This window comes from Sporichthya polymorpha DSM 43042 (genome assembly GCF_000384115.1).
In the GTDB taxonomy this organism is placed as follows: domain Bacteria; phylum Actinomycetota; class Actinomycetes; order Sporichthyales; family Sporichthyaceae; genus Sporichthya; species Sporichthya polymorpha.
Genome location: NZ_KB913029.1, coordinates 5,121,787 through 5,134,791, shown reverse-complemented (window position 1 = coordinate 5,134,791; position 13,005 = coordinate 5,121,787). Strand labels below are relative to the sequence as shown.

Here is a 13,005-nt window from a genome sequence, read left to right as displayed (position 1 = left end):
TTCATCGCATGCGCGTGTTCGACCTGCCCGAGCGGCTCGCGGCCAAGGACGACCCGGCGTTGATCGGCGCCGACGAGGAGCACTTCACGGCGATCGCGGCGAGCCTGGAACGGACCGTCGCCGAGCTGACCGAGCGGCTGGCGGCCGAGCGGGCCGCGCCGGTGAGTGCGGGCCAGGCGGCGCTCGACCGGGACCTGGAGGTGCACCGGCTCACCGCCCGGCTGCGGACGCTGCGCCGCTACGGGCTCGACCTGTGCCTCGGCCACCTGCAGCCGGCCGACGGCTCGGAGCGCGTCTACGTCGGACGCCTCGGGCTCACCGACGCGGACGGACGGCGCCTGCTCGTCGACTGGCGCTCGCCGGCCGCCGAGCCGTTCTTCGGCGCGACCCACGCGAATCCGATGGGGCTGGCGAGCCGGCGCCGCTACCGGTGGACCCGCGGGCGCATCACCGACTACTGGGACGAGGTCTTCACGCCGGAGGGCCTGGAGGGGCACGCCGCGCTCGACGACCAGTCGGCGTTCCTCGCCAGTCTCGGCGCGCACCGGTCGGAGCGGATGCGCGACGTGCTCGGCACCTTGCAGGCCGATCAGGACGCGATCATCCGCGCCGGCTCGCGGGGGGCGCTCGTCGTCGACGGCGGGCCCGGGACTGGCAAGACCGTCGTCGCGCTGCACCGCGCGGCCTACCTCGTCCACTCCGACCCGCGGTTGCAGCAGCAGCGGCGCGGCGGCGTGCTCTTCGTCGGGCCGAGCGTGCAGTACCTGTCGTACGTCTCCGACGTCCTGCCGAGCCTGGGCGAGGAGGGCGTGCTGGTCGCGACGTTGCACGACCTTGTACCTGAGGGAGCGTCAGCACAGCCGGAGCCCGATCCCGATGTCGCGCGGCTGAAGGCGGTCGCGGCGTGGCCGAAGGCGGTCGACGCGGCGGTCGCGTTGTACGAGGAGCCGCCGACGAAGCCGCTCACCGTCACGACACCGTGGGCGGAGGTGCGCCTGACGCCGGAGGACTGGGTGGAGGCCATCGCCGCGGCCGACCCGGGGACGCCGCACAACGACGCCCGCGCGCCGATCTGGGACGAGCTCGTCACGATCGTCGTCGACAAGCACCGCGAGGTACTCGAGGAGGTGGACCTCGCCGAGGACCAGTTGCGCCGGTTCCTCGGGCAGCACCGGGAACTGATGGCGGCGTTTCACCGGACGTGGCCGTTGCTGGAGGCCGCGGACATCGTCGCGGACCTGTGGGCGGTGCCGGCGTACCTGCGGCGCTGCGCGCCGTGGCTCTCGGTCGAGGACGTCCGCCGCCTGCAGCGGCCGGAGGGCTCGCCCTGGACGGTCGCCGACCTGCCGCTGCTCGACGCTGCGCGGCAGCGGCTCGGTGACCCGGAGGCCGCGCGCCGCCGGCGGGCCAACGCGGCGGAGCTCGCCCTCGAGCGCGAGCAGCGGTCCGCCGTCATCGACCGCATGATCGAGGCGGACCACGACCACGACAGCCTGATGTGGATGTTCCGCGACGTCGGCGGCCAGGACATGCGCGAGGTGCTCGTCGAGGACTCGGTCCTCGCGCTCGACGTCGACGCCTACGCCGGCCCGTTCGCGCACGTCGTCGTCGACGAGGCGCAGGAGCTCACCGACGCGCAGTGGCAGATGCTGCTCGCCCGCTGCCCGTCGCGCAGCTTCACGATCGTGGGGGACCGGGCGCAGGCCCGCCACGGCTTCCCGGAGACCTGGGAGGAGCGGCTGCACCGCGTCGGTCTCGACACCGTCCGCGTCACCACGCTGACCGTGAACTACCGGACCCCGACCGAGGTCATGGCCAAGGCGGAGCCGGTGATCCGCGCGGTCCTGCCCGACGCCAACGTCCCGACCTCGATCCGCAGCAGCGGCATCCCCGTCACCGTCGGCGCGACCGCGGACCTGCCCGCGATCCTCGACGACTGGCTCGCCGCGAACCCCGAGGGCGTCGCCGCGGTCATCGGCGCCCCCGACCAGCCGCACCTGCCCGACCGACCCCGGGTCGCCTCCCTGACCCCCGAGACGGCGAAGGGACTCGAGTTCGACCTCGTCGTCCTCGTCGACCCCGACGAGTTCGGGACCGGCGTCTCCGGAGCCGTCGACCGCTACGTCGCGATGACCCGCGCCACCCGGCAGTTGGTGCTGCTGGCGAGCTGACGGACCTAGCTGACGGGTCGTCAGCCGCAGGTCTTCGCCGCGAGGACGCGGCCGGCGGCCTCGCGGACGCGGGCCTCGGGGAGGCGGCCGGCGCGGACGTCACGCTCGAGGGCGTCGAGCAGCTTCGGGACGCGGGCGGGCTCGGCGAAGAACAGGGCGAGGTCGGCGCCGGCGCCGAGGGCCCGCCGCAGCGACTGCCCGAGCCCGAAGGGAACGGCCTTCATCTCCGAGAGCTCGTCGGTGACGACGAGCCCGTCGAACCCGACCTCGGTGCGCAGGGCGCGGTAGACCACCGGGTCGAGCGAGGAGGGGAGGCCCTGGGTCGAGAGTCCGGGGACGGTGAGGTGGCCCATCATCACGGACGTGCCGGTCGCGCCCAACGTCCGGTACGGCTTCCAGTCCGACGACCGCAGCGACGCGACCGGCGGGGTGACTGCGGCGCCGCGATGCGAGTCACCGGTCGCGCGGCCATGCCCGGGGAAGTGCTTGAGAGTCGGCAGGACGCCGGCCTCGCGCAGGCCGGCCGCGAAGGCGCCGGCGAAGCGGGAGACGTCGTCGGGCCGGGCCGCGTACGCGCGGTCGCCGATCGCCGGATTCCGGCCGGCGAGGTCGACGACCGGCGCGAGGTTCATCGTGATCCCGTACCGGAGCAGCTTCTCCCCGCGCTTGCGGGCGAGGGTCCGCACCTGGTCGGGGCGCAGCTGAGCCTGCTTGCGCGCGCTGCGCATCGAGCCGGTCGCCGCGATGCGCTGCACCCGTCCGCCCTCGTCGTCCGCCGAGACGAGGGGCGGCACGGCGGCCTTGGACAGCCGGGTGAGGCGGCCGTCGGTCAGCTCGCGCATACCGTCGCCGTGGAGGAACAGCCCACCGATCCCGAGCCTTGCCAGCCGGGTGAGCTCGGCCCGCGTGGGCGCGGCGACACCGACCATGAGCGTCTGGGCGAGGGCCGCGCGCAGCGGCATCGTGGCCGCGTCGGCGCAGGCCGAGGGCGTGGGGACGGTCGGGGTCGAGAGGGAGGACAGTCGGGCCACGCGGCCGTCGGACTGCGACAGGGCGATCACACCCGACCCCGCCGCGAGTGCGCCGACGCCGAGCACCGCGACCACCGCGCGGCCGCGCCACCCCGTCACCACCGGCTTACGCCGACGGCGGTGCTCGCCCCTCATGCGCTCCCCTCGGCCGGACGGGCGTCCGGGAGGACCCTACGGGGGCTTCCTGTGCCTCGGGGGCCGGACGGCGAAAATGCGCGGCCCGCCACACGCGGAGCTGCGGGTCGTCCACAGGCAGGTCTAACCACCCGCCGACCTGATCTAACCTCGGGCGGTGCCCACACCGTCTGTCCGCGAGCTGCTGGAGGCAGCGGTCGGTGACATCGGCGGGGTGGAGCGGCCGGGACAGCTGCAGATGGCCGACGCGGTCGCGGAGGCGCTGCGGACCGAGGAGCACCTGCTCGTCCAGGCCGGGACCGGGACGGGGAAGTCGCTCGCCTACCTGGTGCCCGCGCTGCTGCACCGGCGCCCGGTCGTGATCTCGACGGCGACGTTGGCGCTGCAGGCCCAGCTGGTCCGGCGCGACCTGCCGCGGCTGGTCGAGGCCGCCGAGCCGCTCCTGGGGCGGCGGCCGGAGTTCGCGATCCTGAAAGGCCGCAACAACTACGTCTGCAAGCACAGAGTTGGGGGAGGAGCGGGCGGCGGAGTCCCCGAGGACGACGGCGAGACCCTGTTCGAGGTCGCGGCGCCGTCGAGTGCACTGGGTCAGGACGTCCTGCGCGCCCGGGAGTGGGCGGCGACGACCGAGACCGGCGACCGTGACGACCTCGTGCCCGGCGTGGGGGACCGTGCCTGGGCGCAGGTGTCGGTCACGTCGCGGGAGTGCCTGGGCGCGACGCGCTGCCCCGAGGGGCCCGAGTGCTTCGCCGAGCGCGCCCGGGAGAAGGCGGCCGAGGCCGACGTCGTCGTCACCAACCACGCCCTGCTCGCGATCGACGCGCTGGAGTCGATGCCGGTCCTGCCGGACCACGGAGCGGTCGTCGTCGACGAGGCCCACGAACTCGTCGACCGGGTCTCGGCCACCGCGACGGCCGAACTCACGGTCAACGCGGTCGAACGCGTGGGCCGCGCGGCCGCGAAGGTCGCCGACGAGCGGCAGGTCGACATCCTGCTCGGCGTCGCGGAGGGCCTCGGCGCGACGCTCGCCAATCTCACCGAGGGCCCGCTCAACCCGATGCCGCCGCTGCTCGCCGCCGAACTCGGCGCGCTGCGCGACGCCGCCCGCAACGCGCTGGTGTCGATCTCGACCTCGCGCGACGACAGCTCGGACGTCCTGCTCGCGAAGAAGATCGCGCGCGGCGGGCTGGAGGAGATCGCCGACGTCGCGACCAAGCTCGCCGCCCCCACCGAGTACGACGTCGCCTGGCTCGCCGTCGAGGACCGGCGCGGCCGCGTGCTCCGCGTCGCGCCGCTGTCGGTCGCGGGGCTGCTCCGCTCCGCGCTGTTCGACTCCCGCACCGTCGTCCTGACCTCGGCCACCCTCGCCGTCGGCGGCGGGTTCGACGTCACCGCCCGCAGCGTGGGCCTGCCGACGGGGGAGAAGGCAGGGGAGCAACCGAGGGAGAAGCCGGAGGCCCCGGCGGAGGGCGAGGATCAGCCGCTGCGGTGGAAGGGCCTCGACGTCGGATCGCCGTTCGACTACGGCAAGCAGGGCATCCTCTACGTCGCCCGGCACCTGCCGACGCCGGGTCGCGACGGACTGGGGCCGGCCGTGCTCGACGAGCTGGCCGCGCTGATCGACGCGGCCGGCGGCCGGACGCTCGGGCTGTTCTCCTCACGCCGGGCGGCGGAGTGGGCGGCGGCCGAGCTGCGCGAGCGCCTCGACGTCCCGGTGCTGTGCCAGGGCGACGACACGCTCACCGATCTGGTCCGGCGCTTCGCGGACGAGGAGGAGACGTGCCTGTTCGGGACGCTCTCGCTCTGGCAGGGCGTCGACGTGCCGGGGGAGTCCTGTCAGCTCGTCGTGATGGACCGCATCCCGTTCCCGCGACCGGACGAGCCGCTCTCCGCCGCGCGGGCGCGCGCCGTCGACGCGGCCGGGGGCAACGGGTTCATGTCGGTGTCGGCCGCGCACGCCGGGGTCAAGCTCGCGCAGGGGGCCGGTCGGCTCATCCGGCGGGCCGAGGACCGGGGTGTGGTCGCGATTCTCGACCCTCGCCTGGCCAACGCGCGCTACGGCAACTTCCTGCGGGCGTCGTTGCCGCCGTTCTGGTACACCACCGATCGCGAGGTCGCACTCGGTGCGCTCCGGCGCCTGTCCGGCGGGGCGAATCCCCCGCCGGACAAGCAACCTGAGGTGGCGTCAGGTACTGCCCGTTGATCGTCTGAACCGGAGGGAGGATCAGACGCGGCGCAGCACGCTCACCACGCGACCGAGGATCGTCGCCTCGTCGCCGGGGATGGGCTCGTACGCGGGGTTGTGCGGCATCAGCCAGACGTGACCGTCGCGGCGCTTGAACGTCTTCACCGTCGCCTCGCCGTCGATCATCGCGGCGACGATGTCACCCGGCTCGGCCACCGGCTGCTGGCGGACGACGACCCAGTCGCCGTCGCAGATCGCGGCGTCGACCATCGAGTCGCCGGAGACCTTGAGCAGGAACAGCGTGCCGTCGCCGACGAGTTCGCGGGGGAGCGGGAACACCGACTCCACCGCCTGCTCGGCGAGGATCGGGCCACCGGCGGCGATGCGGCCGACGAGCGGGACGTACGCGGCCGCCGGGCGGGCCGAGCGCATCGTCTCCTCGTCCTCGAGCTCGGGGTTCGGGGCCGGCGCGACGCCCTCGGGGAGCCGCACCTCCACTGCGCGCGGCCGGTTCGGGTCGCGGCGCAGGTAGCCCTTCTTCTCCAGCGTCGTCAGCTGGTGGGAGACCGAGGACGTGGACGTCAGGCCCACCGCCTCGCCGATCTCGCGCATCGACGGCGGGTAGCCGCGGCGCTCGACGGAGTCCCGGATCACTTCGAGCACCTTGCGCTGTCGCGCGGTCAGGCCGTCGGCGTCCGGGGGGCCGTCGGGAAAAGCGTGCACCTCGGCCGCGGGCTCCGCCGCCGGCTCACCTTTGCGTGATCGGGCCACCTGCTCCTCCTCGACGTTGCCGTAATCGGCCGCATCCGGGCCGTTTCCGTGCTCCGAAACGTAGCGTGCACCGGCGACACGATCAAACATATGTTCGAGCGAGTCGTAGGAATTGTCGGAGGGTCCGTGTAGAACTTCGGTCAGACGTTCGATCGAACCTCTGTTCGAGCGTACGGGGACGGCTGGAGGAGGATTCTCATGAACGGCACGCTGCACCGCACGACCGACCGCACACACCTGACGTTGGTCCCGACGTCGGTGCCGACACCGACGCCGACACCGACCGTGGCCGAGCTGGAGCGCCTCGTCGCGCACCCGGCTCCGCTGCGCCTGACTCGGCGCGGCCGTCTCGTCGCGGTGGTGCTCTTCCTCGGGGCGCTGCTCGCCGGCGGGGTGCTGTTCGGCTCGACCTCCACCCGCGCGAGCGGGGAGGCCGGCCCGGCGCGGTCCTACGAGTACGTGATCGTCCAGCCCGGCCAGACGCTGTGGGGCATCGCCAAGGAGGTGGCGCCGGACGACGACCCGCGGGCCACGATCGAGGCCATCCGCCGCCTCAACGCGCTCCCCGACGGCGGCATCCAGGCCGGTCAGCGGATCGCCCTGCCCTGACGGCGGGTGACGGCCCCGTCACTGACTCGTCACCGTTCGTCCCCAACGGCCGTGACGGCTGGGACGGGCGACGACGGATTCCCGGAACACGCCGGACACGCCCGATTCCGCCCGAATTTCGGCGACCTCACCGGCTCTGACCTGCGGCGCTGCCCGTCCCCCGAAACGGGTCCCGTCGCCGTCTTGCCTCGTGTGGTCTCAAGGGCCTACGGTTCCCACATCTAGTAGTTACATCGCTGTAGTTACCCACATGTTGTCCCCACGTTGTGCTCAGGGGGTCAACACCTTCTCAACAGCAACATCCACAGGATCCCGGGGAAAGCGACCGGATCCGCACATGATTCGCGTTTCGGGAGCCCTCGTGAACTGTCCGTTCTGCCGCGTCGCGGACACCCGCGTCGTCGACTCCCGGACGGCCGAGGACGGGACGGCGATCCGCCGGCGGCGGCAGTGCGGCCAGTGCGAGCGGCGCTTCACCACCGTCGAGGTCGCCAGCCTGAACGTGGTCAAGCGCAGCGGCGCGGTCGAGCCCTTCAGCCGGGACAAGGTCCTGGCGGGCGTCCGGAAGGCCTGCCAGGGCCGGCCGGTCGACCAGAACTCCCTCGCGCTGCTCGCGCACAAGGTCGAGGAGTCGGTGCGGAGCCTCGGCAGCCCCGACGTCCCGGCGCACGAGGTCGGTCTTGCGATCCTCGGTCCGCTCCGGGCCCTCGACGAGGTCGCGTACCTGCGGTTCGCCTCGGTGTACCGGAACTTCGACTCGATGGCCGACTTCGAGGCCGAGATCTCGGCGCTGCGCGCCGAACGCGCCCTCACGTACTGAGCGACACGCACCACCCGGGCATCACCAGCCACACCGGACAGCAGCAGTACCCAGCATCACCGGCCCCTTCGGGCCTGAACGACAAACCACGGGGAATGGCATGTACCGGCCTCGCCGGACGTTCCAACAGACGACGAGAAGTCGAGAGGAAGCGACGTGACCGAGATGGTGAACGGCGAGACGCAGGCCGCGCAGGCCGGGGGAGCAGCGCCGGGTTCGGTGCCGGGCCAGGCGTCGGGTCAGGCGGGCGCGCAGCGTCGCGGCCTGACGATCGAGCGCATCTTCACCACCCCGGGCACTCACCCCTACGACGAGGTGTCCTGGGAGCGTCGCGACGTCGTCATGACGAACTGGCGTGACGGGTCGGTCATCTTCGAGCAGAAAGGCGTGGAGTTCCCGTCGTTCTGGTCGGTGAACGCCGCGAACATCGTCACCACCAAGTACTTCCGCGGGGCCGTCGGCACCGAGCAGCGCGAGTGGAGCCTGCGTCAGCTCATCGACCGCGTCGTGCACACCTACCGCGACGCCGGCGTCCGGCACGGCTACTTCGCCACCCCGGCGGACGCGGAGGTCTTCGAGCACGAGCTCACGCACGCGCTGCTGCACCAGGTGTTCTCGTTCAACTCCCCGGTCTGGTTCAACGTCGGTACCACCGCGCCGCAGCAGGTCAGCGCCTGCTTCATCCTCGCCGTCGACGACACGATGGACTCGATCCTGAACTGGTACCGGGAGGAGGGCCTGATCTTCAAGGGCGGCTCCGGAGCCGGCCTCAACCTCTCGCGCATCCGGTCCTCGAAGGAGCTGCTGTCCTCGGGCGGCACCGCGTCCGGTCCGGTCTCGTTCATGCGTGGTGCGGACGCCTCCGCCGGGACGATCAAGTCCGGCGGCGCGACGCGGCGCGCGGCGAAGATGGTCATCCTCGACGTCGACCACCCCGACATCGCCGAGTTCATCTCGACCAAGGCGCGCGAGGAGGAGAAGATCCGCGTCCTGCGCGACGCCGGCTTCGACATGGACCTCGGTGGCTCGGACATCAGCAGCGTCCAGTACCAGAACGCCAACAACTCGGTGCGCGTCACGGACGAGTTCATGCGCGCGGTCGAGAGCGGCGCCCCGTTCGGCCTGCGGTCGCGCACGACCGGTGAGGTCATCGAGAACATCGACGCGCGCGAGCTGTTCACCTCCATGGCGAAGGCCGCGTGGGAGTGCGCCGACCCGGGCATCCAGTACGACGGCACGATCAACGACTGGCACACCTGCCCGGAGAGCGGCCGCATCACTGCGTCCAACCCGTGCAGCGAGTACATGCACCTGGACAACTCCTCGTGCAACCTCGCGTCGCTGAACCTGCTCAAGTTCCTCCGGAACGACGGCACGTTCGACGCCGCGCAGTTCGCGAAGGTCGTCGAGCTCGTCATCACCGCGATGGACATCTCGATCTGCTTCGCGGACTTCCCGACCGAGCCGATCGGCGAGACCACCCGCAAGTTCCGTCAGCTCGGCATCGGCTACGCCAACCTCGGCGCGCTGCTGATGGCGACCGGCCACGGCTACGACTCCGAGGGTGGTCGCGTCCTCGCGGCGTCGATCACCTCGCTGATGACCGGCACCGCCTACAAGCGCTCGGCCGAGCTGGCCGGCGTGGTCGGGCCGTACGAGGGCTTCGCGCAGAACGCGTCCGCGCACACCCGCGTCATGCGCAAGCACGCGGCGGCGAACGACGCGATCCGGTCGCTGGACGAGATGGACCGCTCGGTCCTCGCGCTCGCGACGAAGACGTGGGACGAGTGTCTGCGCGTCGGTGCGGAGAACGGCTGGCGGAACTCCCAGGCGTCGGTGCTCGCGCCGACCGGGACCATCGGCCTGATGATGGACTGCGACACGACCGGCATCGAGCCGGACCTGGCGCTGGTCAAGTTCAAGAAGCTCGTCGGCGGCGGCTCGATGCAGATCGTCAACCAGACCGTGCCGCGTGCGCTGGCCAAGCTCGGCTACCACGAGGAGCAGATCGAGGCGATCGTCGAGCACATCGCCGAGCACGGCCACGTCATCGACGCCCCCGGCCTGCGGCCGGAGCACTACGAGGTCTTCGACTGCGCGATGGGCGCCCGCGCCATCAAGGCGATGGGCCACGTGCACATGATGGCCGCGGTGCAGCCGTTCATCTCGGGCGCGATCTCGAAGACGGTGAACCTGCCGGAGTCGGCGACGATCGAGGAGATCGAGGAGGTCTACCTCCAGGGCTGGAAGCTCGGCCTCAAGGCGCTCGCGGTCTACCGCGACAACTGCAAGGTCGGCCAGCCGCTGTCGGCCTCGAAGTCCGGCTCCGAGGAGGCCTCGACGTCGGAGAGCGCGCCGGCGACGCAGATCGAGTACCGCCCGATCCGCAAGCGCCTGCCGAAGGTTCGCGACTCGAAGACGGTCTCGTTCGCCGTCGGCGGCGCCGAGGGTTACATGACCTCGGCCGCCTTCCCCGACGGTGGCGTGGGCGAGATCTTCCTCAAGATGAGCAAGCAGGGCTCGACCCTCGCGGGCATGATGGACGCCTTCTCGATCGCGGTGTCGATCGGTCTGCAGTACGGCGTCCCGCTGGAGACCTACGTCCAGAAGTTCACCAACATGCGCTTCGACCCGGCCGGCATGACCGACGACCCGGACGTCCGCATGGCGGCCTCGATCATGGACTACATCTTCCGTCGCCTCGCCCTGGACCACATGGCCCCCGAGGAGCGCGCGGCACTCGGCATCTACACCGCCGAGGAGCGGGCGCGGCAGCTGGAGACCGGTTCCTACTTCGCCGACGACGAGGACGACGACGTCGACGTCGAGGCCATGGCGCAGTCGGCTCCGATCGAGACCGTGGACATCTCCACCGGTGGCGCCTCGGCCACCTGGGAGGCCCCGGGCTCGACCACCGAGCTGATCGAGGCCCAGCAGGGCCGCACCGCCGACGCCCCGCTCTGCCTCACCTGCGGGACGAAGATGCGCGCCGCCGGCTCCTGCTACGTCTGCGAGGGCTGCGGCTCCACGAGCGGTTGCTCGTAACAAGATTCTGCGGCGCCCCGGACCCCCCTCCGGGTAGCCGCAGAAAACATCAGCCGACGGACGGTGGCACGATCGGCGGCTGAGCGTAAGAGGAGGGGCGGTCCCAACGGGCGGGACCGCCCCTCCGGTCTTAACTCCAACTTCTCCCGCGCGCCGCGCCTGTCGGGCTCAACTACTCCGGCGCGGCGCGCCCATCCCCAGGCCCGGATGGGCGCGCCGCGCCGGAGAAGACGAGCTCAGGCCGCGTCGAACTCCGGGGAGGGGACGGGTCGGAGGGCGCCGACCACCCGGGCGCCGCAGGTGTCCTCGGCCGGGACCGCACCCGCAGCCGCGACGGCCGCCGCCCGCGTCTGCCGGACGAGAGCGATCAGGGCGAACGCGGTCAGTACCATGACCGCGGAGCCGTAGTAGTACGAGGTCGCCATGATGTCGCCGGTCTCGACGACCAGGACGCCGGCGACGATCGCGGGGCCGCCGAAGGCGACGTAGGAGATCACGAACAGCACCGAGATCACGCCCGCGCGCTCGTGCGGTCCGGCGACCATCGCCACCGACCGCAGCGCGCCCTGGAACGCGGCGCCGAAGCCGACGCCCGCGACGATCGCGGCGAAGAAGAACCCGAGGCTGGAGACGTCGCCGGCGAGCATCGTCAGCCCGACGCCGGCGAACAGCGCGGCGGTGCCGAGAACCATGGAGGTCTGCGGTTGGGTGTTCGCCAGCGCGAGCACCGCGACTGCGCCGCTGCAGGCGAGGACGAACAGCGCCCCGCCGCCGTAGACGTGGTTGACCGACCCGGTGATCCGGTGGACCAGCGCCGGGCCGAGCGAGCCGTAGAGCCCGGCCATCGACCAGCACGCCACCATCGCAGGTGCCGCGGCGACCAGCGGCCGTCGGGCCGCGGGCGGCAGCGCGAACTGCGGCTTGAGAGAGGCGAGCGCGCCCGGCTTCGGGGTGACGGTCTCGCGCATCAACGCGACGCCGACCGCCTGCAGCACGAAGACGCCGAGCAGGACGACGTAGATCAGGTGCTCCGGTGCCGGCAGCCACTGCACGAACATGCCGGAGACGACGGCGCCCGCACCGGTCCCGACCATCGGGGCGACGGCGCTCGCGGTCGCGCCGCGGAGCTTGCTGAGGTCGAGCAGACCCGCGCCGATCGCGCCGATCGCGGCGCCCGTCGAGATGCCCTGGATGAACCGCGCGGCCATCAGCGTCTCGACGTTCTCCGCGACCGCGAACAGCACCAGTGCGACGACCTGCGCGCCCAGCGCGCCGAACAGCAGCGGCCGCCGGCCGATGTGGTCCGACAGCGACCCGACGGTGAGCAGCGCTCCGAGGACGGAGGCGGCGTAGACGGAGAAGACGACCGTCGTCGTGATCGCGGAGAAGCCCCACTCCTCCTGGTACACGGAGTACAGCGGGGTCGGCGCGCTCGCGGCGGCGAGGAACGCCAGGGCCATCGAGCAGAGCAGCGCGAACGCGGCCCCGTCCGACAGACGGAAACGGGTCGACGCCGGTGCGGACGACGCGGGCGGAGCGGTCGCGGCCATCGAGATGGTCCTTCGCCTGGGCTCACCAGACAGGTCTGTCTGGCCCGTTGATGGTAGACAGACCTGTCTGTTAGAGTCAACCGGTATGAGCACCGTCACGCCGGACCGGAACGCCCCGGAGCGGGCACCGTCCGCGCGCGAGCGGCTCCTGCGCGCCGCGGACGAGTTGTTCTACGCGGAGGGCGTCAACACGGTCGGGATCGACCGCGTCATCGAGCACGCCGGCGTGGCCAAGGCCAGCCTCTACAGCGCGTTCGGGAGCAAGGACGGCCTCATCCGGGCCTATCTGGACCGTCGCCGCGAGGCCCGCGCGCGGCGCATCGAGCGGCACCGCAGCCGGCACACCGACCCCCGGGCGCGTCTGCTCGCGGTCTTCGACGCGTTCGACGAACTCGCCCACAGCCCGCACTGGCGCGGGTGCCCGTTCCTCGCCGCCACCGGGGAGGCGCGCACCGACGCGACCGTCAACGAGGTCCTGGGTCAGGCCCGCGCCGAGACCCGGCAGTGCTTCCTCTCCGACGCCACCGCTCTCGGCGTCGCCGACCCGGAGGCGCTCGCGGACCAGCTGGTGCTGATCTTCGACGGCGGCATCGTGGGCGCGCAGAATCCGGTCGACCCGAGCGCGGCGGTCCGGGCCCGCGCCCTTGCCGAGCTGGTCATCGACAACGCACCCCGCTAGAGGCGCCGG

9 protein-coding genes are annotated in these 13,005 nt (G+C 72.1%); 6 read left to right on the top strand and 3 right to left on the bottom strand.

Annotated elements, in window-relative coordinates; translation table 11 throughout:
• Window positions 1–8 precede the first annotated feature (8 nt).
• Window positions 9–2,171: an RNA polymerase recycling motor ATPase HelR gene (helR, locus tag SPOPO_RS0124740; protein WP_019877870.1), complete on the top strand. Its 2,163-nt coding sequence runs from the start codon at window positions 9–11 to the stop codon at window positions 2,169–2,171.
• Between the two features lie 20 nt (window positions 2,172–2,191).
• Here the strand turns inward: helR and SPOPO_RS0124735 are convergent, their stop codons facing one another.
• The gene (locus SPOPO_RS0124735; RefSeq protein WP_028985099.1) at window positions 2,192–3,337 is read right to left on the bottom strand and encodes a glycoside hydrolase family 3 N-terminal domain-containing protein; all 1,146 of its coding nucleotides are present in this window, start codon (window positions 3,335–3,337) and stop codon (window positions 2,192–2,194) included.
• Between the two features lie 157 nt (window positions 3,338–3,494).
• Here SPOPO_RS0124735 and SPOPO_RS0124730 point away from each other — a divergent pair, with 157 nt between their 5' ends.
• Window positions 3,495–5,540: an ATP-dependent DNA helicase gene (locus SPOPO_RS0124730; protein WP_019877866.1), complete on the top strand. Its 2,046-nt coding sequence runs from the start codon at window positions 3,495–3,497 to the stop codon at window positions 5,538–5,540.
• Between the two features lie 21 nt (window positions 5,541–5,561).
• On the opposite strand, the gene lexA is transcribed toward SPOPO_RS0124730, so the two are convergent.
• Window positions 5,562–6,383 carry a transcriptional repressor LexA gene (gene lexA, locus SPOPO_RS0124725; RefSeq protein ID WP_019877865.1) on the bottom strand — a complete coding sequence of 274 codons (822 nt, stop codon included), beginning with the start codon at window positions 6,381–6,383 and terminating at the stop codon, window positions 5,562–5,564.
• 108 nt (window positions 6,384–6,491) lie between these two features.
• Between lexA and SPOPO_RS0124720 the strand changes: the two genes are divergently transcribed.
• The 3 genes from SPOPO_RS0124720 to SPOPO_RS0124710 all read left to right on the top strand — a co-directional run bounded on the left by SPOPO_RS0124720 (window position 6,492) and on the right by SPOPO_RS0124710 (window position 10,767).
• A complete protein-coding gene (locus tag SPOPO_RS0124720) occupies window positions 6,492–6,902 on the top strand; it encodes a LysM peptidoglycan-binding domain-containing protein (protein WP_019877864.1) in 411 nt (136 codons plus the stop codon).
• A gap of 361 nt (window positions 6,903–7,263) precedes the next feature.
• A complete protein-coding gene (gene nrdR / locus SPOPO_RS0124715; RefSeq protein WP_019877863.1) occupies window positions 7,264–7,722 on the top strand; it encodes a transcriptional regulator NrdR in 459 nt (152 codons plus the stop codon).
• Between the two features lie 165 nt (window positions 7,723–7,887).
• Window positions 7,888–10,767 carry a vitamin B12-dependent ribonucleotide reductase gene (locus tag SPOPO_RS0124710; RefSeq protein WP_084671846.1) on the top strand — a complete coding sequence of 960 codons (2,880 nt, stop codon included), beginning with the start codon at window positions 7,888–7,890 and terminating at the stop codon, window positions 10,765–10,767.
• A gap of 236 nt (window positions 10,768–11,003) precedes the next feature.
• On the opposite strand, the gene SPOPO_RS0124705 is transcribed toward SPOPO_RS0124710, so the two are convergent.
• The gene (locus SPOPO_RS0124705; RefSeq protein WP_019877861.1) at window positions 11,004–12,317 is read right to left on the bottom strand and encodes an MFS transporter; all 1,314 of its coding nucleotides are present in this window, start codon (window positions 12,315–12,317) and stop codon (window positions 11,004–11,006) included.
• Between the two features lie 85 nt (window positions 12,318–12,402).
• On the opposite strand from SPOPO_RS0124705, the gene SPOPO_RS0124700 reads away from it, so the two are divergent.
• On the top strand, window positions 12,403–12,996 hold the full coding sequence (locus SPOPO_RS0124700) for a TetR/AcrR family transcriptional regulator (protein WP_019877860.1): 594 nt from the start codon (window positions 12,403–12,405) through the stop codon (window positions 12,994–12,996).
• The last annotated feature ends 9 nt before the right edge of the window (window positions 12,997–13,005 follow it).

Excerpts from the sequence above, each read along its gene's own strand:
- helR (WP_019877870.1), top strand. The coding sequence starts at position 9 with ATGCGCGTGTTCGACCTGCCCGAGCGGCTCGCGGCCAAGGACGACCCG.
- SPOPO_RS0124735 (WP_028985099.1), bottom strand. The coding sequence starts at position 3,337 with ATGAGGGGCGAGCACCGCCGTCGGCGTAAGCCGGTGGTGACGGGGTGG.
- lexA (WP_019877865.1), bottom strand. The coding sequence starts at position 6,383 with ATGTTTGATCGTGTCGCCGGTGCACGCTACGTTTCGGAGCACGGAAAC.
- SPOPO_RS0124720 (WP_019877864.1), top strand. The coding sequence starts at position 6,492 with ATGAACGGCACGCTGCACCGCACGACCGACCGCACACACCTGACGTTG.
- SPOPO_RS0124710 (WP_084671846.1), top strand. The coding sequence starts at position 7,888 with ATGGTGAACGGCGAGACGCAGGCCGCGCAGGCCGGGGGAGCAGCGCCG.
- SPOPO_RS0124705 (WP_019877861.1), bottom strand. The coding sequence starts at position 12,317 with ATGGCCGCGACCGCTCCGCCCGCGTCGTCCGCACCGGCGTCGACCCGT.
- SPOPO_RS0124700 (WP_019877860.1), top strand. The coding sequence starts at position 12,403 with ATGAGCACCGTCACGCCGGACCGGAACGCCCCGGAGCGGGCACCGTCC.